This is a genomic window from Peribacillus sp. NPDC046944 (genome assembly GCF_050272735.1).
Classification (GTDB): Bacteria; Bacillota; Bacilli; order Bacillales; family DSM-1321; genus Peribacillus.
Genome location: NZ_JBNNML010000011.1, coordinates 18,461 through 40,998 on the forward strand (window position 1 = coordinate 18,461; position 22,538 = coordinate 40,998).

The window sequence follows — 22,538 nt, forward strand, 5'->3', positions numbered from 1 at the left end:
ATTAGTATGAGCCAAATAGGGATGATTAAACATAAAATCATAGGGATTAAAATTCCGTATTTAGCGGCGGACGGGGTCTGGCGGTTTTATACCATTGAAAGCAAAGCAAACCAATGAGTACGAGGTCGATGGCATCCCCGGCATAGTACATGAGGACGGCTCCGGATTCCGCCTGGTGAGACATGACCCCGATTGGAGGGTTTGCATAGATGTATTTGGATAGGATTCCATGACCGGCTAAAGCAAGGACGAAGATAATGCATCGGAATACGAAACTGAACCGGTGCGGGGCCGGATCGATATAAACCATGGAAGCCGTGAAAAGATAGCCGGCAAGGAATACATGGATATGCACCAACAGATAGAGAGAGGCATGTTGGTGCATGGCCGCATACAATTCCGTCGTATAAAGCACCCAAAGCCCTCCGATATTCAAGGTGGATGCTGTGATGGGGTTACTCAAAATGCGCACTGGCCAGGTTTTCAACAGACGTGAAAGTCGTCTTGCGTGAGGTACTTTTAATGTGCGGAGCAGAAGAGTCATGGGTGCTGCAAGGACCATCAGCAGTGGAGCAAGCATGCCAAGGAGCAAATGGCTGACCATATGTGCGGTGAAATTCATATGACCCCGGTCTGCTATGGGTCCGATCACTGAAGCGGCAGCACAAGTCACTCCGAACACCCAAAAGAACATTCGGTAAAGTGGCCACTTTTTATGCTTCCGGTTGGAAAGGATCATCGCTGCTATATATAGGACCAAAATGATGACGAGTAGAATCACCAGAGAGAGTCCGGAAGCAGGCCCACTCGTGATATGGTGCATATGTTCATCCTTTGTCATGATGATTTAGATTCTTTCGCTCTTATTATCGTGCTTCGTCTTGTTCGATAGATAAGGTAGACACCGACTACAATCAATGCCGCAGCAATTATATTCCAAATCATATCGTACGGGAGGATATCCACATCATAACGAATTTGATGCAGCCTCATCAGCTTATGTTGAATGGTCCCGTCATATAATTGGAAGCCACCAGCCCCTAGAAACACACCGCCTTGCCATCTTTTCAACCATAAGGCATTCCGTCTGCGAAGGTCAGCGAACATGAATAAAGAACCGATGGTCGCAAACCAGCTCAAAGCATGAAATAAACCATCAGAAACGAGTCCGATATTGGTCGTCGACTTATCATAAAAATGATGCCAATGCAGGAGTTGATGAAAAACCATTTCATCTATGAAGGCGACAAGGCCAATGCCGAATAAGATGCCCGACCAAAGATTGCGGGACGAATGGATATAGCGATTTTCCGACATGGATTTATTTTTATGGTGCCGTGGTCTAACGTCCATATATGTATCCTCCTTCAATGAATCGTAGGTATACTAAACCGTGAATCCTCTCAGTTTTTTTGAAACTATAAGTCTCCCTACAGTTAAGTATCTTCCATATATTGATAATATCCATTGTTTCTACTATACCACCCGAAGGACAAAATGAACCTCTTATTCAACCAGTATTCACAAATTTTTTTGTGAAGATTTTTGTGGTTTTGGGGCAGGAAATCCGGGTAATAAAATAAACGTGACAGTAATTAGTAACCTTCCATTCGGAAAAAGGAAGGGACGATGTCAACCTAACAGCAAAGAAAGATTCATAAAATAGCACGGATAAAAACTCTAGAAAACTAAAGGAGGAATCATTATGTTTCGTCATCAAAAAGAATTGCAATTTGAAGTGAAACCAGATCGTCCGGATCCTATGCTTGCCCGTCAAATCCAAGAGGTATTGGGTGGACAGTTCGGGGAAATGACAGTCATGATGCAATATTTATTCCAAGGCTTTAACTGTCGTGGAGAAGAAAAGTATAAGGACATGTTGATGGACATTGGTACGGAGGAAATTGGACACGTTGAAATGCTTTGTTCCTTGATTAGTCAATTGCTGGATGGAGCTTCACCCGAAGATCAAGCAGAAGCAGCCAAAGACCCGGTAACAGCAGCCATCATGGGCGGCATCAATCCACAGCATCTGCTTGTAAGCGGACTTGGGGGACTGCCAACGAACTCAAATGGTGTTCCTTGGAACGGTTCCTACATCGTAGCGAGTGGTAATTTATTAGCGGACATGCGTTCAAACCTGCATGCTGAGAGTCAAGGACGTTTGCAGGTAGCGCGTTTGTACCATATGACAAAAGATGAAGGTGTACGTGCGACCTTCCGTAAAATGCTTGCACGCGATCGTTATCACCAATATCAATGGATGGCAGCCATTGCAGAGTTAGAAGAGAAAAATGGTGTAGTCGTGCCGGCTTCCTTCCCACCTGAAGCCGAATTGGAATCACAGAAGGAAGCCTATGAATTCTGGAACCTTTCAGAAGGACAAGAATCAGCAGAAGGTCTATGGGCGACAGGAAGCGCTCCGGATGGAACAGGAGATTTTGTCTATGTAGCCGAGCCCGTTGCAAAAGGTCAAATCCCTAATCCAAAGGTTCCCGCTACTCAATTGCATCATGATCTGGATGGTAAGGCCGTATTGAAATAAGACCTTTTAATTATCATGTTTTGTAACCTGTCCCTCGGGGGGCAGGTTTTTTCTGATTAGGAAGCAAGGGAATCATGCTTATTTTAACGCTTTCCTAGTTTTGACATTCAATGATTTGCCTGATGCTTTTATTTAGAGTAGCATATAGCTCACAAAAAGGACTGGGGGAGATTATAAATGAAAGCAGTGACAGTGAAGCAACCTGGAGGTGCGGATCAATTAGAATTTGAGGAATTTTCCATTCCACGTATAGGTCCTGGTGATTTGTTGATCAAGGTGCAGGCCTCTGCAATCAACAGAACGGATATCATAGCCAGGGAAGGAAAAGCTGGATACATGACCAATCCCATTTTAGGCATCGAAGTGGCCGGTGAAGTAGTGGAAGCAGCACCTGGAACCCGTATCGATTTAGGAACAAGGGTAATGGGACTCGTTAATGGTGGGGGATATGCAGAATACGCCGTCATGCCCGCGGACCGGGCAATGTTGGTACCGGAAAACCTCACATTTGAAGAAGCTGCAGCCATTCCCGAAGTATTTCTGACAGCTTTTCAAACTCTGTTCTGGTTAGGACAAATAAAAGATCAGGATACCGTGTTGATTCATGCCGGAGGAAGTGGAGTCGGTACGGCCGCTATCCAATTGGCTAAACAAATGACCCAAGCAAAGATCATCACAACCGCCGGTTCGGAAGAAAAACTGGAGTTTTGCCAATCCCTTGGGGCGGATGTATGCATCAATTATAAAAAACAATCGTTCGACGAAGAAGTACTGAAGGCCACTGATAATAAAGGCGTGGATGTAATTCTTGATTTCGTCGGTGCTTCATACTGGGAGAAAAATCTTAGAAGCATAGCCACGGATGGACGCTGGGTGTTAATCGGCATCCTGGGCGGAACCGTGGTGAATCAAGTGAACTTGATGGATCTGCTGCTTAAGAGGGTCCATTTGAAGGGTACCTTATTGACTCCAAGAAGCGATGCGTATAAAAAAGAGCTGACGGAAGAATTCGTCCAAAAAGCGATGCCGTTATTCAAACAAGGCAAAATCAGGGCGATAGTGGATCGAGCCTTCCCGTTTGAAGGTGTCCAAGAGGCCCACCGACATATGGAACAGAATAAGAATACAGGGAAAATAGTCATGAAGGTACATGAATAGAAGCAAAGGGGCTGACCAGAAATTTTCTTGGTCAGCCCCTTTTTCATGATCATCAGAATGTCGATGCAAGCTTTTGAAGGATGCGTTCGATCACTTCATGGATCTGTTCATCCACTTCGCCGTCAATTGCCTCAGGTTTTAGCACTTGTACTGTCTTCGCTTGATAATGATCATAAAGGACATGCTTCAAGGAAAGTCCTTCTTTTAATAAAAAGGAGGAGTCCGTCATGACTTTCAGTGCAGCTTCATCCTGAATGATCAGGATTGTGGGATTCAGCTCATGGAAAATTCCATCTGCCATTCCCTGTGAATAGAACGAGTGGACGGTAGCCAGCCGTTCTTTTCTCGCCTCCATCTTTCTTGAATAGAGTGCGGGACAGCCAATCTTTAAGTCACTCATGAATATGTCAGATGCATAAAGCGCCGATAAGATCGTTTGCTCATACACCTTTTGAAGCCGGATCTGATACGATAAGGACTCATCGGCAATCATCTGATCGGCTTCATGGATGTAGGCAAGGTAGTATTCGATCACTTCTAAAAGGATTTCTTCTTTTGAGGAAAAGTAATTATATAAAGAAGCCCGGCTTATATTCATCAATTTGGCCATATCTGAAATGGTCAGGGATAGGAACCCTTTCGTACGTACCACGTTCATGATTCTTTTTACATAGGATTTTCTCAATAATTGTTTTTCTTCAGGTGCGATTTTTCGCAAAAACGACACCCCCTTCAATACGAAAATTATATCATACTCCCATTTTCCATGCCTTGAGGCGGATAAGTTTACAAAAAGACGTAAGAGGTTTAAAGTATGAATATAAACACTTTAGACGCTTTCTATCTATTTTGTCTAAAGTGTTGGGCGGTTGCTTAAGCACATGAACAATCCCCTCGAAGTGAATGACACAATAGATACATGTAAAGGAGAAAACATAAATGATGAATATAGATTTTACTCGTATGTATATAGATGGAGAATGGCAAACAGGGAATAGTGACAAGTCGATGACGAACGTCAATCCTTTTACAGGTGAAGAACTTTTCACCATCCAGGCCGCTACAAAAGAAGATCTGAACAGGGCCTATGAAGCAGCAAGCCTTGCACAGGAAAAGTGGGCTAACGAACTTCCGCAAGTTAAACGGGCAGTGTTGGAAAAAGCCATCCTTGTCATGCAGGATAATAAGGACCTGATCACCGATTGGATTATTAAAGAATCAGGAAGTACCTTCATGAAGGCTCAGTCTGAATTCCAAGCTTCCCTCAACATCTTGAAAGAGGCTACCACTTATCCATATCGCATGGAGGGGAAAATCCTTCCTTCACAAGTACCGGGAAAAGAAAATCGTGTGTATCGAAATCCATTAGGCGTAATCGGCATCATTAGCCCATGGAATTTCCCTTTCCATCTGGCGATTCGATCTATAGCCCCGGCACTAGCTACCGGAAATGCGGTCGTCATCAAACCTGCTACAGATACACCGGTCACTGGCGGTTTGATCTTTGCCAGCATTTTTGAAGCGGCAGGCCTTCCAAAAGGCTTGTTGAATGTCATTGTCGGGCGCGGATCTGAAATCGGTGATGATATCGTTACCCATCCGACCCCACGCCTGATTTCCTTTACGGGCTCCACGGAAGTGGGCAGGCATATTGGAGAGCTAGCAGGTCGGGGACTTAAGAAAACAGCATTGGAATTGGGCGGAAATAATGCCTTCATCGTGCTTGATGACGCAAATATCGAGCAAGCCGTCGATTCCGCATTATTCGGGAAATTCTATCACCAAGGACAAATCTGTATGGCAATCAATCGGATTTTTGTCCATAAAGACATTTATGACGAATTTGCTGAACGATTCACCCAACTTGCAGGAAAACTTAAATACGGAAATCCTGCGAATGAGGATACCAATGTAGGACCGCTCATCAACCGAGATCAGGTCGATCGTATCTTAAAAGATATAGAAGGAAGCGTTGAGCAAGGAGCCAAGATTCGCTTGGGCGGACAAGCAAATGGCAATATTCTTCAGCCGACCGTGATCACTGGAGTGACAAATACGATGCCACTTGCTGAGAACGAAATCTTTGGACCGGTTGCCATCTTGATACCTTTTGAAAATGATGAAGACGCAATCCAAATGGTCAATGCGTATCCATACGGCCTAAGCGGATCCGTTCATTCTTCAAATCTTGAACGTGGCACACAAGTCGCTCATAAAATCCACACGGGCATGATTCATGTTAATGATCAATCCGTTAACGATGAGCCACACATGCCTTTCGGAGGAGAAAAAGACTCAGGTCTTGGCCGCTTCAATGGAGAATGGGTACTTGAAGAATTCACGACGTTAAAATGGCTGTCCGTTCAACATAACAGCCGTAATTATGGTCCATTCATCAATAGATTGAAATGAATGGGATAAACCGAAAACATCCAAAGAGAACGTTCTTTGGATGTTTTTTGCGCGTATACATTTTTAGAATGATTAAAGGAATCAAAGTATGAATATTCATATTTAATATTTTTCGATTTCACGGGGGATATGATAAGGTACAAGACATATACCACATATCTTATCAAAACATTGAATAAGGAGAGTCGAACATGGGACAAATCAATGAATTGTTTCGAAAAAGAATTGGAATCTCGGAAAGTGAAAAAGTAACGTTTGGAAATATTCCCAATATACTTGAGAAAACGGCCAACACGATTCCCTTTGAAAACTCATCGGTCCTTGCCAAACAATCAAGTGATATCTCCGAAGAAAACATTATGGAGAAAGTCTTGATGAGGAATGAGGGGGGCGTTTGCTATGAACTGAATGCGGCCCTCTATTTTTTCTTCCTCGAAAATGGATTGGATGTCTCCTTGGTTCGCGGAGTGATATACAACCAAGGATGGTCGATAACCGGAAGAACACATGTAGCCATACTCTTAATGCATGAAGGGAAACCCTATTTAGTGGATACGGGTTTTGGAGGCAACTTACCGTTAAGGCCAGTACCGTTAAACGGGGAAACCGTTCATTCTAACAATGGGGAATTCCGGGTGAAACGGATGGATACCGATCATGGCGATCATATCCTGGAACTGAAGCTGAAGCATAAAGATCCTGAATGGAGAATAGGCTATGCCTTTGATACGGCACATCCTGTAGAACAAATGAAGGAATTGAATGAGGTACAAACCATCATCAGGCAACATCCGAATTCACCTTTTAACAAAAGTCGACTGATTACAAGACTTACCGACAATGGGAGTATCACGTTGACGGAAACCTCCTTTACCCGATGGGCAGACGGGAAAGTAGAAAAAGAGGAAGTCGATAAGAAACGTTTTAAAGAGATACTGAACCAATACTTCGGATAATGCTGCAAATGGTGATAGGCTAACATGACCTGCGTATCACCATGTCTGATTTAATTTGTCACTATAAAAAACGATGGCTTCTTTATACTGTAATATGGATTCGTCAGATGTCGTTTCGACTAAAGTGTTTAGAAGGACTGCCATCGCTTTTTCATATTGCTTTAAATTATATAAGGTCATGGAATAAAAAACTTTTATTTGCTCAGAGTCTGGGAATAATAATAGCGCCTCTTCAAAAAGGTTCTGTGCCTCTACATATCTTCCTATTGATCGATAAGTACTTCCCAATCCTAAATAGGCTCCTTCTAAGTCTTTAGGAGGGAGTCCTAATTGAATGGCTTTTTCGTAATGAGGGACTGCCTCAGTTTCCAATCCCAAATTATCGTAGCACCAAGCCATTTGATACTGAAATATGGCATGGTCAGGTTCTTTATTTATTAATGTTTTCATTACGTTTTTAGCATCTTCAAATCTTCTCGCTTTTCGATATGTGAAAACTTTCATCAGTAAATCATTCATAGTAAACATCCTCCTGCCTCAGGTTGATTTGGTATAACTTGGAATATGGCCATTTATATCAAACTCCATAAAAACCCGCAAGAGAAAAAGAGACCAGGAATAAACGTTTTTATTTTTATATTCACCATATAAGCAGGACTATCATGTATCTCTGTCGAATAAAGTACGTTAGGTGAAAAGAGGATGATGAAAAATGAGTAAAGAGAAATATAAGTTTTATTATGTAAATGGAGTAACGGAAGAGTTAGAGGCAAATGAGCCATTAACTGATCATGCGAGCATCATTAACCTGCAGTTAATTCAGAATGCGACGTGGCTTCAAGTCGGCGGCAAACATATAAATTTGGCAAATGTCATTAGTATTGAGTTTGTTGGGGAACAAGATAGACTGAAACAAGACCCAATCCAGTATAGACCCAATAAATAAAGCGCAAATGTTTTTATTATGGAGTGAAAACTTTACGAAAAAGAATAATCCAGGGATGGTCATTTATGATCGTCCTTTTTCTTATGGGGATGAATTCTGGAAGAAGGGACAAGGCATATAGGTATCTACCCGTCTAGTAGGGTTATCGTACTATTCACCGGTACGAGTGTACTCCTCCCTAGTAAATAAAAACTTTTCATAAGAAATCTAGCCCATCCTCGAAAAGATTCTACTGAACCAGTAATGGATATCCAGCGGATGTTTTATATTTATCCAGACTACAAATATAACATTTTTTTATATTTATGTTATATTATAGGATATAAGTAGTTAGTGAGAAAATACCTAAAAAGGTATATCGGAGGGATTTTATGAAGAAAATTGGTGTACTTAGTTTGTTTTTCATTCTTACTCTTTTAATCTCAGCTTGTGGAAGCAGTGACACAACAGTGAAAGAGAAAGGGAATGGTAGCGCCACAGAAGAGAAAAATGAAAAGGTTTACAAAGTGGGTGTGGATACAACCTACCCACCATTTGAATTTAAAGATGGAAATGATTATAAGGGTATTGATATTGATTTAATCCAGGCGATAGCGAAAGACCAAGGCTTTACGATTGAACTTTCCCCAATGGATTTTGGTGGGATCATCCCGGCACTGCAAGCGAATCAGCTTGATGTGGCCATTGCAGGAATGAGCATCACCGATGAAAGAAAAAAAGTAGTGGATTTCTCGGAGCCATATTTCGATGCCGGATTGACGGTGGTCGTCAATAAGGATAATACGGCCGTTAAATCTGTTGATGACCTTAAAGGAAAAACCGTGGCCGTGAAAAAAGGAACGACGGGTGCCAAATATGCACAAGATAATTCTAAGAAACTAGGAATTAAAGTCGTTCAATTCAATGACAGCCCAGCTATGTTTCAGGAAGTGTCGAACGGAAATGCAGAAGCGCTTATCGAAGATTACCCGGTTATCTCCTATGCAATCACTCAGAAGGACCTAGGCCTACAAATCGTGGGAGATCGTTTGAATGGTGATCAGTATGGCATTGCCGTATTGAAAGGGAAGAATCAGGAGCTGCTGGAACAAATCAATAAAGGGCTTGCCAACCTTAAAGAAGACGGAACATACGATGAGATTTTAAAAACATATCTTGGTGAATAAAGGATGCTTAAGGCGCGCTTAAAGCGCGCCTTCTTTTTTGAAAGGAGATGAAAAGAATGGATATCATTGTTTCGGCGTTACCCTATTTATTACAAGGACTGCAAGTGACGCTATATATATTTGTGATTGCCATCATATTAGGTTTTTTAATCGGTTTAGTCGTGGCCATGCTGCGCCTGGCCCCACTCAAGATATTGAATTGGATAGCGAAGATCTATGTAGACGCGATTCGGGGAACTCCTTTTATCGTTCAATTGTTTTTCATCTACTTCGGGATAAACTCCCTGCAATGGATCTCCCTGAACAATACAACGGCTGGGATCATCACCGTTGCAATCAATGCAGGGGCATACTTTGCCGAGATAATAAGAGCGGGCATACAATCCATTGATAAAGGACAAACGGAAGCAGCGAGATCCATCGGATTCACCAGTCCACAAACGATGCGCTACATCGTTCTTCCGCAAGCTTTCAGGAGAATGCTCCCTACTATCACGAACCAATCAATCATCAGTTTAAAAGACACCTCGCTTCTATCGATCATAGGCATTGCGGATTTGACCCAGCAAGGGCAGATTCAGGCGTCGGCGACATTTGAAGCGTTCAAGATTTGGCTGACTGTCGGTGTAGTCTACTTTATCATCATTTACCTGTTAACCTTGCTTGCTAATTTCATAGAGAGGAGGGTCCAATTAAGATGAGCATGATCACGGTGAAAAATTTGAAGAAATCCTTCGGTCAGGTGGAAGTCCTGAAAGATATCAATGCAGTTGTGCAGGAAAAAGAAGTGATTTGCGTTATTGGTCCTTCGGGTTCTGGAAAGAGTACATTCCTTCGTTGCCTTAACCTCCTTGAGGATGTTACGGGTGGGGAGGTAGTGATAAACGGGCATGAGATAACGAATAAAAAAACGAAAATCAATATAAATAAAGTGAGACAAGAGGTAGGGATGGTTTTTCAGCATTTCAATCTATTCCCACATAAAACCGTTTTGGAGAACATTACATTGGGACCCATTAAAATAAAGGATATCGAGAAAGGAAAGGCGGAAGAATTCGCATATGGATTACTGGATAAGGTAGGGCTTAGAGAGAAAGCGAAAAGTTATCCCGGAGAGCTATCAGGCGGGCAAAAACAACGGGTGGCCATTGCGAGGGCACTAGCCATGAATCCAAAAATCATGCTTTTCGATGAACCGACTTCCGCACTTGACCCTGAAATGGTGGGGGATGTTCTAGAAGTCATGAAACAGCTGGCCAAAGAGGGGATGACCATGGTTGTGGTCACCCATGAAATGGGCTTTGCCCGGGAGGTCGGGGACCGTGTCCTATTCATGGACGGTGGGTATATCGTCGAAGAAAACGAACCAAATGAATTATTTGGAAATCCTCAGCATGAGCGCACCCAGTCCTTTTTAAGCAAGGTGCTTTAATAGAAAGGGCTTCGTTAGGGGGCTGATGTCGATGTGTAGCGAAAACGATGCGTTTTAAGGAAGGCAACTTACCCTCAAGGGAAGTTGCCGTTTTTGCGATGGAGAACTTTTTTATGAAGCCTTTTGCATCAACAGACAACCTCTTCTCTACCATGACAAATTCCGAGTTTTTTTACCTTATTATTTTTGATTTTTATTGATTTACGCTATACTTTATAACAGAACAATAAAAAATGTTATCGTTAAAAGCCACTTGCACCATGGGCTGGAGACTGAAAAATAAGTAGGAACGAAGCGAAATGAAACGGGGAAATCAAATGCATAGTAGAAAGAAAAGAAGTAATAAACTGAAGGTCGTTTCCAAAGTAATCCTTATTATAATCGGTGCGCTTATTGCAGCATACGGATTGGAAGCCGTATTGATCCCGAATAACGTATCGGATGGAGGCGTAACAGGGTTAAGCATCGTTGGTTCCCAATTGTTTGGATTACCGTTAGGCGTTCTGATTGGAATCATTAACATTCCTTTTGTTTGGTTAGGGTATAAGCAAATCGGTAAGAGTTTTGCTTTTTATTCCGTTATCGGCATTGCCTCGTTGGCAGTCGGTACGGTCCTGATGCATCATGTCCCTACAATCATTGAGGGTGATACATTGCTCGTTACCGTTGTCGGAGGGATCATCATCGGTTTTGGTATGGGTCTAGCATTGCGTAATGGTGGGGCATTGGATGGAATCGATATGTTGGCCGTATTACTTTCTAGAAAATTACCTTTCGGAACAAGTGACCTTATCCTATTCTTGAACACGTTCGTGTTTATTGTCGTTTCCACAGTATTTGGCCTACAGGGGGCTATTCTATCGGCAATCGCATACTTTATTGCATCTAAAGTCATTCATATCGTGGAAGAGGGTTTAAGTGGTTCAAAAACTTTCAAAATCATTACGAAACAACCAGAATTAATGGTAGAGACGATTCGCGATCGTTTAGGTCGTGGTGCTACTTATAATGATGCTTATGGCGGTTATTCAAATGAGCTATTCAAGGAAATCACTTGTGTCATTAACCGTTTGGAAGAAAGTAAAATGAAAGAAATCATTTATGAAATTGATAAGAATGCCTTTGTGACCGTATATGACGTAGCTGAAGTCAAAGGCGGCAGTTTCAGGAAGCAAGATATTCATTAAAAGTATCTATACAAGGCAACAAGAAGATGACCTCCGTGCTTTATACGGAGTGTCATCTTTTTTTTCTTTCTTATGAATCATGAAGGATTAAGTATATTGCTAGTATTAAAATAATATCTTAGAACATACACTCTTATTAGGATGGAAAGGAAAGAAGGGAAGGGGAAATATGAATTTCGAGATGCAAATGGCGAGAATGCTGGCTGAAAATATAGATGGTTTTGTGAAATTTGTCCAAGAACAGTACCAAGACGAACGTAATTGCTTTACATTGAATCGGGATAAACTGTATCAGGTGAAGCTTCTAATAGAAGAGTATAAGTTTCAAATATTAGCGGATGAGCTCCAAAGAATAAATCGATTCACTTGGGATGAAACGTACACATATTTATTGGTTGATAGATTTAGGGAAGGAATGGCCATCATCGATGAATATGTCGAAAATAACTATCAAGATTTATTCATCTTAACTGCTAGAATCTATACCTTGACTAACTTCAGCCTATCCATAGGCAGGAAGGAATCATTCAAGGAAAGTTGAAAAGGGCCCTGATAGGCCCTTATGTTATTTATATGATTTCATCTTAATTTTTGATTTAATTTTTCCTAATTTTCTTTCGTTACGCTAGCCTCTTGAGCTTAATGGAGTCCATATTCATCCTCTGCAGCCTTCGATTTTACCTTATTTAGGTTTAAGGACTTTAGGTAAAGTGATGTTCACTTCCGTTCCTTTCCCTACCTCACTTTTAAAATCAATGATTCCCTGGTGTAGCTCGATAATGCGTCTATCAATCATCAGGCCTAATCCTGTTCCTTTTTCCTTCGTCGTATAAAAAGGTTCAAATAGCCTTTTTAACCTTTCTTTCGTCATGCCTGAGCCCTTATCCGTTATTTGGATTAAATAGTGCTGTTGGTTGATGTCTTTCAATGATACTTCTATGTCCCCACTATTTTCGTTGGTTGCTTCCAAAGCGTTTTGGATAAGATTCTTCAAAACCTTTGCGATGAGGCTTTGATCACATTCTGCTGTAATCATCGTTTGGTTATGAAAGTTGAGCTTAATGCCCTTTATAGCAACCTGACTTTCCAGACTTTTTATAACAGAAGCGATGATAGAGTTAATGGAGCATTCACTAATATTCATAGTTTTATCAGGTTGTGCTATAAACATGAATTTATTGACAATGTCGTCGATTCTATCTAATTCGTTCCTCATGATATCCAGATAATCTTGGATGGAATCATCATTCACATGTTCTTTAATGACTTGGGTGAACCCGAATAGTGAAGTTAATGGATTTCTGATTTCATGAGCGATTCCCGCTGCCAACTCACTAACTACTGATAGTTTCTCTAATTCTTGTATTTTTATTTCGCTTCTTTTCTGATCTGAAATATCGATGGATGTCCCAATGACCTCCACGACTTGTCCATCCCTCATGATTGGATTTAATGAGGCAACATATTGTACGTCAGCGATACGCCCTTCATATGTAACGCTTTCCCCATTCCATGCCCTTTCATAGTATGTTAGCTTCTCCAAGGCTGTTTCCTGAGGTAAGAAGTCCTCTAAGGTATGACCAACAACCGTGGCGGAAGGGGTTATCGCATCTGTAATGAACGAACCTTCAACGAAAGTATGAACGAAGCGGTTATCTTCTTTTCTGAATTTAAATATAAACCCATTCCTTGGGATGAGTTCGCGGTAGTCAAGCGTATCGAAATCATGTAAGTCTTTATTTTTCATGTTTTTTCATCCTTAAAGGTGTTTTGTAATAAATTCCACATAATTCATGGCAATCCTTCATTAGGGAGAATTTTAATCTAATTGTAACAAACAAGGAAAATAATAGTGAGTAAGGGTGAAACCCTTACAAGGGATGTGGTGACTTACAATCCGAAAAAATAAAGAGAATTCTTCAGAGTCAGGGTGAGCAGTTGACTGATAGTAAAGTCCCTTTAAACAAAATCCCCTGACAATGTAAAATTGTCAGGGGATTTTATGGTAGAGATTTTAATTAAAAGGGAAATTCACGATAATTTGTTTGAAGGGAAATCCATTTCGTCACAGTGAATTCTTCGACAATCCATGGGTTACCGAACCTTCCTAAGCCACTCATTTTGTTTCCGCCAAATGGTACATTCGTGCCATCATTAACCGTTTGGTCATTGATGTGTGTCATGCCACTGTCGATTTGAAGACCTAACCGTTCCGCTTTCTCCAAATCCGAAGAGAAGATGGCAGAGCTTAGTCCATACTTTGTGTCATTGGCAATCTCGATGGCGTCTTCATCTGTTTCTGCTTCAATGATGGAAACGACAGGAGAGAACAATTCCGTTTGGGCAATGGCATCTGAATTTTTAACATCTCGGAAAATGGTTGGAGTCAATACATTGCCAACGCGTTCTCCTTCTAATGCTACATTCACGCCGGCTGCTTTAGCATCTGCGATGACTTGTTGAACCTTTTCTAATTGGCGTTCGTTCACAAGTGGTCCAATCACGGTTTTAGGATCTAATTGATCACCATATGGAAGAGCTTTTGCCCGCTCTACGAATTTAGTGATGAATTCTTCGTAAAGGTCTTTGTGGACAATCAGGCGGTTGATGGCCATGCAAATTTGCCCTTGGTGAATGTATTTTCCAAAGATCGCAGCATCAACAGCACGATCCACATCCGCATCGGACAAGACGACGAATGGGTTGTTCCCACCAAGTTCTAGTGCAACTCGTTTCAGGTTTTGTCCAGCGATGGCCCCGATATGTTTTCCGACAGGAGTAGAACCTGTAAAACTGATTAGTCTAGGAATCGGATTTGTCAGCATACCGTCACCGATTTCCTCTAAATCCGTAAGAATCATATTGAAGATTCCTTTTGGTAGTCCAGCATATTCGAAGGCTGCGGCAATGAAGATTCCGCCTGCAAATGCAACTTGAACATCGGGTTTATGAACGATTGCGTTTCCTAATGCAATCGCTGGAGCAATGGTTCTCATTGATAAATTCATAGGGAAGTTAAATGGTGAAATAGAAGAAATAACTCCCAAAGGCAAACGATGTATATGATTGACCTTTCCATCGATGGCTGATGGCACTTCATGCATTTGATGAATTTCATCGACCATATTGACCGAAGCTTCTACTATTTCTGCAGTTAATTGAAACTCTACAGTCGCTTTGATAAGTGATCCACCCGTTTCGCGAGCGATCATCTCGATGATTTCTTCACGATTTTCCTGTAGGTATTCCCCGACTTTCATCATAACCTGGCGACGTGTGTCTGCAGAAGCTTTTGCCCAGTCTTTTTGAGCTTGTTTCGCTATTTCAAAAGTATCTTCCAGTTGCTTTGCTGTAGCCAAGCTAACGTTCGAGATTACTGAATTGTCATATGGGTTTAAGATATCATATCTACGTGAACTTAATCCTTCTACCCATTCTCCATTAATGAAGCTTTTGTTTAAATCTTTGATAGTTTTCATTCCATCCACCCCTTTTTTATTGAAACGTAATGAGTTTATCATGGTTTGCAACTAATTAAAAATACCTATATTATTACTTTTATATATGTTTGTCATATATAAAAATTCGAGGTGAAATATGGATATTAGACAGTTACGCTATTTTCTTGCCCTTTCGGAGGAGGGGCAAGTTTCTCGTGCGGCCAAAAGATTGAATATGTCTCAGCCACCGTTAAGCCAGCAACTTAATCTTATGGAAGAAGAACTGGGCGTGACGTTGCTTGATCGGAAAAGAAATGGAAAAAGGATGGAGTTAACCGAGGCTGGAAGAGCGCTATATGAGAAGTCTAAGGTGCTGTTGGAATTATTCGATGACTCCATGCTCGAAGTGAAGGAGACAGGTGAGGGGATACAAGGTACTTTAGCCATTGGAGCAGTACTTGCTTATATGTCTTACTTACCAAGCAAAGTCAAACAATTTAACGATAAATATCCTTCTGTTACTTTTAAATTATTTGCAGGAGATCCCTATGAGATCAACAATTATATGGAGAATCAGGATATCGAGCTCGCAATTGTTTATTTACCTGTGGATAGTAATCAAGTTTTCATCAAGAATATAGGGGAGGTACCGAACGTTTTTGTTGTTCCTGAAGAATGGGAGGACTTTCATTTTAAGGATAAAATTTCGTTGAACGATTTGGAAAATACGCCTTTGCTATTAGTACATAGGGAAAAAGGGTTGGGGATCTATGAAGAGATTATTGAGGAGTTTAAGAAAAATGAATTGAAGCCCAATATTCTGTGCGAGTGCCATGATGTAAATGTACTGCTTTCTTTGGTTTCAGCGGGTATCGGCGCAAGCATCGTCCCGAAATCTGCCGTCTCACCACACGGTATAAAAGGCGTAAGGGTGCTTGAAATTATCGATTCGGCGATTCAATCGAAAATCGCATTGATCTGGCGGAAAGACCGCTACCTTTCTAAAACGGCTAAACACTTCATTGATTTGTTTTAATTATAGTAGTAAAAGGCATTCACCCGATCGTTACTTGCAATACCCGCAAATTTAATCTTCGAAGTATCTTCGATAGGGCATATTCCCTGGCATCGATTTGATTGAAGGATTTATTAAGTGAATGGTTAGGATCTTTACAAAAGCAGACTCAAATGGGTTTGCTTTTTTTTTCTTAATTTTGTATAGGACAATCTTGTATCCGTAAATGCTGAAAGAAAGGAGGCGATGAAGGAATGGGCACTTTTGAAGTTCTGTCTCTCATGCTTGGTTTTGGGATGTTTGTCATTGCGATTCTTGATTTTAAAAATCATGATAAGAATTCTTGAATGGGTGGCTATATATAGATCATGGGCCCTGTGCGATAGGCTTGGCCATGGATTCTCTGGATTGACAAAGCACAGGGCTACCCTTATTGTACTAGTAGACCGGTTGTTATAATTTTCAAGGAGTGATTCAGTATTGTCTGAAAAACCAACTTCCAAAGACATCCTTATTGAAGCGGCTTCTCGTCTTTTCAGAATCCGAGGTTATTATGGTGTAGGGCTAAAGGAAATCATTGAGGAAAGCAGTATTCCCAAGGGTTCACTTTATCATTACTTTCCAAAGGGGAAAGAAGAACTGGCTATTGAAGCGATTAACCATGCTAAGGATCTAGTCTTACGGGAGATAAAACATGTATTCGACAGCAATGATGATCCTGTCAAAGCACTTCAAGATCATGTTTATGAATTATCGAAGTTATTCGGTGAGAATGGGGATCTCGTTGGCTTGCCGATAGGTACGATAGCGGGCGAGACATATTCCACGAGTGAGCCAATAAGATTGGCCTGTCAAGATGCGTTTACACAGTGGCAATCCATTTATGTGAATGAGTTTCTGGATGCGGGATATAGTAGAGAGCGGTCGAAGGAGCTAAGTTTTGCCATTAACGCTTTGATCGAAGGGGGCATCCTGTTATCGTTAACAGCGAAAAGCGCAGAACCCCTACAAGCAATTTCCAAGCTTATTCCGTCATTATTCATGAACAAGTAAGAGATACAGAAAAACTATGATTAGCTAGGTCTATTCAGTTAGTAATTGGAGGGAATTATTTTTATGTCAGATGCAACACAGCAACAAAATTCGACACCCGTCATTAGAACGACCCCTATTTTGATCGCTTTCCTAATAGCGGGATTCATCGGATTATTTAGTGAAACAGCTTTAAATATGGCACTGGGCGATTTAATACAAGAATTCAGTGTCAGCCCTTCCACGATCCAGTGGTTAACGACAGGCTATCTGTTGACCCTTGGAATATTAGTTCCGGTTTCAGGGCTTTTGATCCAGTGGTTCAGTACTCGCCAATTATTCTTTGCTTCATTGGTGTTCTCCATCATTGGAACGCTCATCGCCGCCTTAGCGCCAGGTTTTGGTCTTTTGCTACTAGCCCGTGTGATTCAGGCAATTGGAACAGCGCTGTTATTGCCTCTTATGTTCAATACGATATTATTGATATTCCCAGTTCATAAACGGGGAGCAACGATGGGTCTAATGGGGCTCGTCATCATGTTCGCACCAGCGATCGGACCAACGGTTTCTGGCTTGATTCTTGAACATCTTACTTGGAATTGGATTTTCTGGATTTCGTTACCTTTCCTTGTGTTCGCATTATTATTTGGCTTGATATATATGCAAAATGTCTCTCCAATCACTAAACCAAAAATTGACGTTCCATCGATTATTTTATCGACGATTGGTTTTGGCGGAATCGTATATGGCTTCAGTATGGCCGGGGATAAAGGATGGGGTAGTGCCATCGTCTTGATTACGCTCATTGTCGGTTTGATCGCCCTTCTCTTATTCTCGTTAAGACAATTGAAAATGGAAAAGCCGATGATCGATTTAAGCGTGATGAAATACCCTATGTTCACGTTAGGGCTCATTACCGTTTTCCTTGCTTTCATGGTCATCCTGTCTTCCATGATTCTTTTACCGATGTACTTACAAACGGGGATGGCATTGGCTGCATTCACAGCTGGACTTGTACTTTTACCTGGTGGTGTCCTGAACGGGATCATGTCGCCAATAACGGGACGTATCTTTGATAAGTATGGTCCTAGAGGGTTGGTCACTCCAGGATTCATCATCATGATTGTCGTGTTATGGTTCTTATCGAACGTCACGACAGAAACGACGATCACCATGATCATCATCCTGCATTCTTTATTGATGGTAGGGGTTTCCCTTGTCATGATGCCAGCACAGACGAATGGTCTTAATCAACTTCCGAAAGAATTGTACCCTGATGGAACGGCTCTAATGAATACATTACAGCAAGTGTCGGGTGCAATTGGTACGACAGTGGCGATCACCATCATGTCTGCTTCCCAAAAATCTTATATGATGAAATTGGAAAATCCATTAGACCCAGCTGCCATAGGAGCTTCATTGACAGCAGGTGTTCAAGATGCTTTTATTTTCGGTCTGCTTCTTGCGGTCGCCGGACTGGTTGTTTCCCTCTTCATTAAAAACGCACGTGAAAAGTAAATAAAAAAAATTAGCCAGAGAGAGAGTGATTCTCCTCTGGCTAATTTTTTTATATCGGTAGTAATCAAGCTAGCTTAGATTTCTTAAGTTCTTCCATGGCGGCATGTTCTTTTTTACCATGTAAGAAGTAGTATAGGACGGTAGTGACAAGGACGGTAATACCCAGGATGACGTACAATGTACTGTATCCCGTTTTTGGAATGATGTATCCAAGAAGGTAAGGCCCAAATCCGAGCCCTGCATCAAGTGCAATGAAGAACGTTGATGTGGCTAACCCCATCCGGTGAGGCGGTGTCAGTTTGACTGCAATGGCCTGTGTGCTTGATTGCATGTTCCCAAATCCGAGTCCAATCAAGATACCGGACAATAGTAATGTAAAGCTATTTGTTGCTGTACTTAGGAGTAACATTCCCCCGGCAAAAATGATGAATGTAGGATACATAATGTAGTTTGCACCTTTGGAGTCCATCAATCGGCCTGTGAAAGGACGCGATACCAATACGGCAACAGCGTAGACAAGGAAGAAGAAGCTGGCTGTGCTGACCAGGTCGATTTCAATCGCATAGAAGTTAATATAAGAAAGGACGCTGGAATAACAGAATGCCACTAACAAAGTGATGATTGCAATTGGGACGGCATTCGGTTCAATAAAGCTAGAAAGCTTAAAGCCTTTCACCTCAGCTGTTTTAGTTGAGATCTCTAATTTCGGTACATATATGAAAAGAGCCGTCAGTACCCCGATGATGCCCAAGGCTACACAGAAAATCAATATCACTTGGAAGCTTGTATGCTGACTTAAAGATAGCCCGATGAAAGGTCCGATTGCTGTGGCTAATGTTGCACTCATGCTGAAATAGCCGATTCCCTCCGCTTTACGCGTAATCGGTATGATCTGGGCGACGATCGTTCCAGATGCAGTTCCGGCCATCCCCATTGTAAAACCATGAATTAAGCGGTTGGCGAGGAGGAAAGGAACCCCGAAATCCACAAAGTATAAAAGGGTAGCCAAGGTGAAGAAGACTAATCCGATCAATAATGTATTCTTCCGGCCAATGGCGTTGATGAAGCGACCGATCAAAAGCCGTCCAATCAATGAACCGATGATGAAAATTCCGGTAATGAGTCCTGCCTGGCTCGTGGTAGCACCATATTCTTCTACGGCATAGACCCCGATCGTGACCATTAATAAATAAAAGATTAACGTTATGAAAAAGTTGACGGAAGAAACGATGATAAAATCTTTCGTCCATAATTTTGGTTTAGCAGCTTGTTGCAATTTTTTGTCTCCTCACTTTATAAGTTTATTTCTTATGCTTTCCATGACGCGTATAGCTTCTTGCTGCTCAGCCTCCGAAACGCCTATCAGGATGTCCTGTTCGAATCGGTCAATCGTTACACGCACTTCCAGATAAACGGTTCTCCCCAGCTCAGTAAGATGCATGATTTTTTCACGCTTATCCTTACCAGGAATCTGTTCAACGTACCCGAGTTCTTCTAAGCGGTTAATCGTCCTTGTGACGGTCGGTTTTTCCACACCTTGATAATTGGATAACTCTACAAGCGTCGAAGGTCCGTCATTAAATAGGCGATATAAGATCGTCCATTGGGCCCTGTATAGATGGTGTTTACCAAGCTGTATATTGAGGTTGTTTTCAAAGGGTCTATATAACAACATTAGTTGATGGAAGAATTTACGATATGTCTCGATTTTTATTGCCTCCTCACCGATAATAGTTACCCTTGGTAACTATAGTAGTGTACCAGATATGGTAATGGTCTGTATAGTGCTATTTTTCTTGTTTTGTGGATTGGGAAATTCATTTGATACAAAATAAGAAAGTTTAGGATTTACAAATAGGGCTACATATAGAATAGTATGGAAAAAGTAAGCAGAAACTTTGACCGTTAATCTGCATCAATGCTACGCTAACTTTTCTATAGTATGTAATAAAAATCAAGGAGGAACATGCATGACACAATCAACGCAACAAACGATCACACTGGCAAACCGTCCAAAAGGGATGCCTTCCAAAGAAGATTTCAAATTTGTGGAGAGTGAAGTTCCCTCACCGAAAGAAAATCAGATTTTAGTACGGACGCTTTATTTATCCGTTGATCCTTATATGCGTGGAAGAATGCAAGATACTAAATCCTATATTGCCCCATTTGAGTTGAATAAAGTCATTACTGGTGGCGTCGTGGCTGAAGTGGTGGAATCCAAATCGTCCAGCTTCAAGCAAGGCGATGTCGTTGTGGGAAATATCGACTGGGCGGAATATACGGTCGTGAATGAAAAGCAAGTCAGGGTGATTGATCCTAAAGTGGCACCAATCACGACTCATTTAGGCATACTGGGCATGACGGGATTGACTGCATACTTTGGGTTACTTGATATCGGTAAACCGCAAGAAGGCGAAACGGTCGTCGTTTCCGGAGCGGCTGGAGCCGTCGGTTCTGTCGTTGGACAGATCGCAAAAATCAAAGGTGCCAAGGTAGTGGGGATTGCCGGTTCGGATGAGAAAATAGAGTATTTAACAAAAGAACTGGGCTTTGACGGAGCTGTTAATTATAAGAAGGAAAGTTTTGAAACGGATTTGAAGAATGCAGTCCCTGATGGAGTCGATGTGTATTATGATAATGTTGGCGGCCAAGTAACGGATGCCGTTTTCAAACTGTTAAATATGAATGCACGGATCCCATTATGTGGTGCAATCTCTTCTTATAATGCAGAAGGTAAAGATTTTGGGCCACGCCTGCAATCGGCCATGATCAAAACGAGCGCACTTATGAAAGGCTTCACGGTCGGGAATTATGCAGATCGTTTCCAAGAAGGAGCTTCAGATTTGGGGCAGTGGCTGCAACAAGGTAAATTGAAGTACGAAGAAACCATTGTGGAAGGGTTCGAAAACACCCCTGAGGCATTCTTGGACTTATTTAAAGGAAAGAACCTAGGGAAGCAGCTTGTCAAAGTTGCCGATCCAGAATACGCAGTTCTTTAAGTTTTTATACTGGGCATAGTGGAGGGAGACCTTTACTATGCTTTTTTTATGGTCCATGAAAGGGAACAAGTTAACTATTTTATAGGGAATGCACGAAATATGTGTAAAAATGCCATATTTCGTTATAAAATGTACATACAGACAGAAAGGGTGAGAGATGATGTCAAATGTTGCGAAATTTAGAGATTTTTTAATGCGCGAAAAAATCCATATGAATGAGTTCAAAGAGGAAGATATCACCTTTTTCAGAGTGGAACAGAAGTTGAAGGATGGATGGAAGGTCCTGTTAGTCTTTTCATTTAATCAAGATGAAAAAGTGGCGGATTTATTTTGTTTTAATGTAACAGAGCTAAAGAATCCCGATAAGAAGGCAGCCGTGCATACGTTATTGAATGAATATAATGCTCAATTCCGATTTTCAAAGTTATATGAGGAAAATGGGACGATTTCGATTCGCTATTCGTATTCCCTTGATGGTGAATTTTTACCGGACTTGGCATTCCGAAAGCTGATCATGTTGCTTGAAACAGCGGAACAAGTTTATCCAAGGCTTATGGAAGTGATCTGGTCTTAATGTTTGGAAGAATCCTTTTGCCGGGAACTTTTTAACATCTTTATTGGGTAGAAACATATACTAATTCTATCTCCAGGAATTATTATTATTTTTTTCGAAAAGACTATTGCACTTTTGTGAAATTAGCTATATAATTATTTTTGTTGTTAGTAATTCGA

General features: G+C 41.4%; 24 protein-coding genes. 16 read left to right on the forward strand and 8 right to left on the reverse strand.

Annotated features, from left to right (window positions below; translation table 11 throughout):
* Nucleotides 1-46 precede the first annotated feature (46 nt).
* The gene (locus ACQKIC_RS17435) at nucleotides 47-841 is read right to left on the reverse strand and encodes a cytochrome c oxidase assembly protein (RefSeq protein WP_427668718.1); all 795 of its coding nucleotides are present in this window, start codon (nucleotides 839-841) and stop codon (nucleotides 47-49) included.
* Nucleotides 838-1,353 (reverse strand): DUF2243 domain-containing protein, encoded by a 516-nt coding sequence (locus ACQKIC_RS17440; RefSeq protein ID WP_402867476.1) that lies wholly within the window; start codon nucleotides 1,351-1,353, stop codon nucleotides 838-840. Before ACQKIC_RS17440 ends, ACQKIC_RS17435 begins: the two co-directional genes overlap by 4 nt.
* 352 nt (nucleotides 1,354-1,705) lie before the next feature.
* On the opposite strand from ACQKIC_RS17440, the gene ACQKIC_RS17445 reads away from it, so the two are divergent.
* Together ACQKIC_RS17445 and ACQKIC_RS17450 are read left to right on the forward strand one after the other, a co-directional pair.
* On the forward strand, nucleotides 1,706-2,545 hold the full coding sequence (locus ACQKIC_RS17445) for a manganese catalase family protein (protein ID WP_402867477.1): 840 nt from the start codon (nucleotides 1,706-1,708) through the stop codon (nucleotides 2,543-2,545).
* A 177-nt stretch (nucleotides 2,546-2,722) separates the two neighbouring features.
* Nucleotides 2,723-3,703 carry an NAD(P)H-quinone oxidoreductase gene (locus tag ACQKIC_RS17450; protein WP_427592040.1) on the forward strand — a complete coding sequence of 327 codons (981 nt, stop codon included), beginning with the start codon at nucleotides 2,723-2,725 and terminating at the stop codon, nucleotides 3,701-3,703.
* 52 nt (nucleotides 3,704-3,755) lie between these two features.
* On the opposite strand, the gene ACQKIC_RS17455 is transcribed toward ACQKIC_RS17450, so the two are convergent.
* On the reverse strand, nucleotides 3,756-4,421 hold the full coding sequence (locus ACQKIC_RS17455) for a TetR/AcrR family transcriptional regulator (RefSeq protein WP_427592041.1): 666 nt from the start codon (nucleotides 4,419-4,421) through the stop codon (nucleotides 3,756-3,758).
* Between the two features lie 224 nt (nucleotides 4,422-4,645).
* On the opposite strand from ACQKIC_RS17455, the gene ACQKIC_RS17460 reads away from it, so the two are divergent.
* Complete coding sequence (locus ACQKIC_RS17460) at nucleotides 4,646-6,115, forward strand: aldehyde dehydrogenase family protein (protein WP_427592069.1); 1,470 nt, start codon at nucleotides 4,646-4,648, stop codon at nucleotides 6,113-6,115.
* Nucleotides 6,116-6,306: 191 nt separating this feature from the next.
* Nucleotides 6,307-7,071: an arylamine N-acetyltransferase family protein gene (locus ACQKIC_RS17465; protein WP_427592042.1), complete on the forward strand. Its 765-nt coding sequence runs from the start codon at nucleotides 6,307-6,309 to the stop codon at nucleotides 7,069-7,071.
* Nucleotides 7,072-7,107: 36 nt separating this feature from the next.
* On the opposite strand, the gene ACQKIC_RS17470 is transcribed toward ACQKIC_RS17465, so the two are convergent.
* Nucleotides 7,108-7,590 carry a tetratricopeptide repeat protein gene (locus tag ACQKIC_RS17470; protein WP_402867481.1) on the reverse strand — a complete coding sequence of 161 codons (483 nt, stop codon included), beginning with the start codon at nucleotides 7,588-7,590 and terminating at the stop codon, nucleotides 7,108-7,110.
* Between the two features lie 193 nt (nucleotides 7,591-7,783).
* On the opposite strand from ACQKIC_RS17470, the gene ACQKIC_RS17475 reads away from it, so the two are divergent.
* The 6 genes from ACQKIC_RS17475 (at nucleotide 7,784) to ACQKIC_RS17500 (ending at nucleotide 12,343) form a co-directional block, all read left to right on the forward strand.
* The gene (locus tag ACQKIC_RS17475; protein ID WP_402867482.1) at nucleotides 7,784-8,017 is read left to right on the forward strand and encodes a hypothetical protein; all 234 of its coding nucleotides are present in this window, start codon (nucleotides 7,784-7,786) and stop codon (nucleotides 8,015-8,017) included.
* A 371-nt stretch (nucleotides 8,018-8,388) separates the two neighbouring features.
* A complete protein-coding gene (locus ACQKIC_RS17480) occupies nucleotides 8,389-9,183 on the forward strand; it encodes a transporter substrate-binding domain-containing protein (RefSeq protein ID WP_402990734.1) in 795 nt (264 codons plus the stop codon).
* 56 nt (nucleotides 9,184-9,239) lie between these two features.
* The gene (locus ACQKIC_RS17485) at nucleotides 9,240-9,884 is read left to right on the forward strand and encodes an amino acid ABC transporter permease (protein ID WP_402867484.1); all 645 of its coding nucleotides are present in this window, start codon (nucleotides 9,240-9,242) and stop codon (nucleotides 9,882-9,884) included.
* Complete coding sequence (locus ACQKIC_RS17490; protein WP_427592043.1) at nucleotides 9,881-10,615, forward strand: amino acid ABC transporter ATP-binding protein; 735 nt, start codon at nucleotides 9,881-9,883, stop codon at nucleotides 10,613-10,615. The genes ACQKIC_RS17485 and ACQKIC_RS17490 overlap by 4 nt, the downstream gene beginning before the upstream one ends.
* A 299-nt stretch (nucleotides 10,616-10,914) precedes the next feature.
* Nucleotides 10,915-11,802 (forward strand): YitT family protein, encoded by an 888-nt coding sequence (locus tag ACQKIC_RS17495; protein WP_402867486.1) that lies wholly within the window; start codon nucleotides 10,915-10,917, stop codon nucleotides 11,800-11,802.
* A gap of 169 nt (nucleotides 11,803-11,971) precedes the next feature.
* Nucleotides 11,972-12,343 (forward strand): hypothetical protein, encoded by a 372-nt coding sequence (locus tag ACQKIC_RS17500; RefSeq protein ID WP_402867487.1) that lies wholly within the window; start codon nucleotides 11,972-11,974, stop codon nucleotides 12,341-12,343.
* Between the two features lie 141 nt (nucleotides 12,344-12,484).
* Here the strand turns inward: ACQKIC_RS17500 and ACQKIC_RS17505 are convergent, their stop codons facing one another.
* Both ACQKIC_RS17505 and ACQKIC_RS17510 read right to left on the reverse strand, forming a co-directional pair.
* Nucleotides 12,485-13,549, reverse strand: a complete 1,065-nt coding sequence (locus ACQKIC_RS17505) for an ATP-binding protein (RefSeq protein WP_402990731.1) — start codon at nucleotides 13,547-13,549, stop codon at nucleotides 12,485-12,487.
* Between the two features lie 271 nt (nucleotides 13,550-13,820).
* Nucleotides 13,821-15,281, reverse strand: coding sequence for an aldehyde dehydrogenase family protein (locus ACQKIC_RS17510; RefSeq protein WP_402867489.1), 1,461 nt, complete (start codon nucleotides 15,279-15,281; stop codon nucleotides 13,821-13,823).
* 118 nt (nucleotides 15,282-15,399) lie between these two features.
* Here ACQKIC_RS17510 and ACQKIC_RS17515 point away from each other — a divergent pair, with 118 nt between their 5' ends.
* From ACQKIC_RS17515 to ACQKIC_RS17530, 4 genes are all read left to right on the forward strand, one after another.
* On the forward strand, nucleotides 15,400-16,278 hold the full coding sequence (locus ACQKIC_RS17515; RefSeq protein ID WP_402990728.1) for a LysR family transcriptional regulator: 879 nt from the start codon (nucleotides 15,400-15,402) through the stop codon (nucleotides 16,276-16,278).
* A 233-nt stretch (nucleotides 16,279-16,511) separates the two neighbouring features.
* Nucleotides 16,512-16,604 (forward strand): putative holin-like toxin, encoded by a 93-nt coding sequence (locus ACQKIC_RS17520; RefSeq protein WP_402867491.1) that lies wholly within the window; start codon nucleotides 16,512-16,514, stop codon nucleotides 16,602-16,604.
* A gap of 133 nt (nucleotides 16,605-16,737) precedes the next feature.
* Complete coding sequence (locus ACQKIC_RS17525; protein WP_402867492.1) at nucleotides 16,738-17,310, forward strand: TetR/AcrR family transcriptional regulator; 573 nt, start codon at nucleotides 16,738-16,740, stop codon at nucleotides 17,308-17,310.
* Between the two features lie 63 nt (nucleotides 17,311-17,373).
* Nucleotides 17,374-18,807, forward strand: a complete 1,434-nt coding sequence (locus tag ACQKIC_RS17530) for a DHA2 family efflux MFS transporter permease subunit (RefSeq protein WP_427592044.1) — start codon at nucleotides 17,374-17,376, stop codon at nucleotides 18,805-18,807.
* A 64-nt stretch (nucleotides 18,808-18,871) separates the two neighbouring features.
* Here the strand turns inward: ACQKIC_RS17530 and ACQKIC_RS17535 are convergent, their stop codons facing one another.
* Complete coding sequence (locus tag ACQKIC_RS17535) at nucleotides 18,872-20,083, reverse strand: MFS transporter (protein WP_402867494.1); 1,212 nt, start codon at nucleotides 20,081-20,083, stop codon at nucleotides 18,872-18,874.
* A gap of 12 nt (nucleotides 20,084-20,095) precedes the next feature.
* The gene (locus ACQKIC_RS17540; protein WP_402867495.1) at nucleotides 20,096-20,482 is read right to left on the reverse strand and encodes a MarR family winged helix-turn-helix transcriptional regulator; all 387 of its coding nucleotides are present in this window, start codon (nucleotides 20,480-20,482) and stop codon (nucleotides 20,096-20,098) included.
* A gap of 295 nt (nucleotides 20,483-20,777) precedes the next feature.
* Between ACQKIC_RS17540 and ACQKIC_RS17545 the strand changes: the two genes are divergently transcribed.
* Nucleotides 20,778-21,806, forward strand: a complete 1,029-nt coding sequence (locus tag ACQKIC_RS17545) for an NADP-dependent oxidoreductase (RefSeq protein WP_402867496.1) — start codon at nucleotides 20,778-20,780, stop codon at nucleotides 21,804-21,806.
* Between the two features lie 193 nt (nucleotides 21,807-21,999).
* Nucleotides 22,000-22,380: a YbjN domain-containing protein gene (locus tag ACQKIC_RS17550; RefSeq protein ID WP_427592045.1), complete on the forward strand. Its 381-nt coding sequence runs from the start codon at nucleotides 22,000-22,002 to the stop codon at nucleotides 22,378-22,380.
* Nucleotides 22,381-22,538: the final 158 nt, after the last annotated feature.